This is a genomic window from Marinospirillum sp. (genome assembly GCF_014859565.1).
Map to the genome: position 1 here is coordinate 1 of NZ_JACUUA010000362.1, position 2,459 is coordinate 2,459.

Sequence of the window (2,459 nt, forward strand, 5' to 3'; positions counted from 1 at the left end):
GAGCTTATCAAACCGGTCATCTATGACCTTGACGTAAACGTAAACCATAAAGACAGGTTCGACAAGCACTGTTTTGGATTTTTTTGCGATTACTTAACCGGTATCAGTTTTTAATCACTCCAGCCGCTTTCAGTGACTCACCAATCTCCGGCAGAATCGACAGGTCATCAATGGTTGAAGGTGGTGCATAGTCTTCACCCTCGGCAATCTTGCGCAGAATGGCACGCAAAATCTTGCCGGAACGGGTTTTTGGCAGGCGCTTAACCACCAGCGCCTTTTGGAAACACGCCAGTGCACCAATCTTCTGACGCACTAGCGCCACCAGCTCTCTCTCCAACTGCTCTGGACTGATAGCTGCACCATCCTTCAAAAGGATCAGTCCAACCGGTAACTGGCCTTTCAGCTCATCTGAAACACCAATTACCGCACACTCTGCAACCGCAGGATGGGTTGCCACTACCTCTTCCATCTCACCGGTAGACAAACGATGTCCGGAGACGTTAATCACATCATCGGTACGTCCCATGATGTACACAAAGCCGTCCTTGTCGATGTAACCACCATCCCCTGTGTGGTAATAACCTGGGAAGGTGCCAAGATAAGACTTCAGGTAACGATCATGGTCACCCCAGAGGGTCTGAGCCACACCGGGCGGCAAAGGCAGCTTGATGGCAATGGAGCCCATTTCATCCGGGTCAGCCTGCGAACCGTCTGGGCGCAGCACCTGCACGTCATAACCCGGTACACCTCGGTTGGTGGAACCGACACGCAGATCATCTTCACCCATGCCGGTCAGCGGTGCAGTCACCGGCCAGCCGGTTTCCGTCTGCCACCAGTGGTCAAACACCGGCTTTTGTGACATTTCCCGCAGCCAGTGATAGGTCGGGGAATCGAGTTTTTCTCCGGCCACAAAAATATGCTTCAGTGAAGACACGTCATACTGGCGGAACAACTCACCTTCCGGGTCTTCCTTGCGCACGGCACGAAAAGCTGTTGGTGCGCAGAAGATGCCGTTGACACCATAATCCTGAATCACCCGCCAGAGAGCCCCGGCATCGGGAGTACGCACCGGTTTGCCTTCATAAAACACCGTAGTGCAACCACCCATCAGCGGGGCGTAGATGATAAAAGAATGCCCCACCACCCAGCCGATATCAGAAATGCCCCACCAGACATCCCCATCCTGCATGTTGTAAACATGACGCAGGGCAAAGTTCAGCGCCACGGCATGACTGCCGTTTTCACGCAGCACACCCTTGGGTTTGCCGGTAGTGCCGGAGGTGTACATGATGTACAACGGATCAGTTGCCACCACCGGCACACAAGCTGCAGGCTGCACTCCCTGCTGGATTTCATACCAATCCAGATCCCGCCCGGCTTGCATTTCAGCCTTGGCTTGGGGACGCTGCAGCAGAATGACTTTTTCCGGTTTATGGCTGGCTTCTTCAATCGCAGCATCCACCAGTGGTTTATATTCAATCACCTTGGTGAATTCGATACCGCAGGAAGCCGTCAGCACCAGCTTGGGTTTGGAGTCATCAATACGCACCGCCAGCTCATGGGGTGCAAAACCACCAAACACCACCGAATGCACTGCACCCAGACGAGCACAGGCCAGCATCGCAATACCGGCTTCCGGCACCATGGGCATGTAAATGATCACACCATCACCCTTGCCCACACCCTGAGCTTTTAGTGCACCGGCAAACAATGCCACCGCATCCAGCAGCTCCTGATAGGTGTAGGTCTTGCGGGTGTTGGTGACAGGTGAATCATAAATCAGGGCAATACGATTACCCTTGCCTGCTGCAACATGGCGATCCAGCGCCAGAAAACAGGAATTTAACTCACCATCTGCAAACCAGCGGTGAGTACCGTCACTGTTCTCCTGCAGAATCTGCAGAGGCTTTTTGTACCAGTCAATCTGATCAGCCTGCTCGGCCCAGAAAGCGGTCGGATTTGAAAGTGCACGCTGTCGTGCGGTCTGTGCTTGCATGGTGAAATACCTTTTTCTTATTTTTGTTCAGTACTGCTTGCTGACACCTATCAGTGCTGTGCATTCGATCCGCTTCGGGTACAGGGCATTCCCGGTCAGGACGCGTGAATACATCCCTGTAAGCTCCGGCCGCAACGTCCTGTTGCGGACGGCCTGACCCGGAAACACCCTGCCCCTCCAGCTAGTCTCTACGCTCCCTGCCTGGCTCAAACTACAAACCGAGGGCTGCGGTCAGGTTGTCTGCAAAGAGCGAAGCAGGGACTGCGCAGCGCGGCGTTTGAGGCAGGGATTGCCGAACACGCCGAGTCGCAGACTGCCTGGCAGAAGCAGCCCGGGATAATGGCTCAACACCAGTTACTCAGCAAACATCTTCTGGATGCTGGAGAAATCCAGGCCGCCATTGCCTTTCTGGGCGTGCAGGGCAAACAGGTTGCGCGCCAGTGAACCCATCGGGATGGAGGAT

1 protein-coding gene and 1 pseudogene are annotated in these 2,459 nt (G+C 54.4%); both read right to left on the bottom strand.

Features of this window, described 5'->3' with window-relative positions; translation table 11 throughout:
* Window positions 1-103 precede the first annotated feature (103 nt).
* Window positions 104-1,996, bottom strand: coding sequence for a propionyl-CoA synthetase (locus IBX50_RS19655; protein ID WP_292258090.1), 1,893 nt, complete (start codon window positions 1,994-1,996; stop codon window positions 104-106).
* 354 nt (window positions 1,997-2,350) lie between these two features.
* A pseudogene (locus IBX50_RS19660) lies at window positions 2,351-2,459 on the bottom strand (3-hydroxyisobutyrate dehydrogenase); the annotation flags it as partial.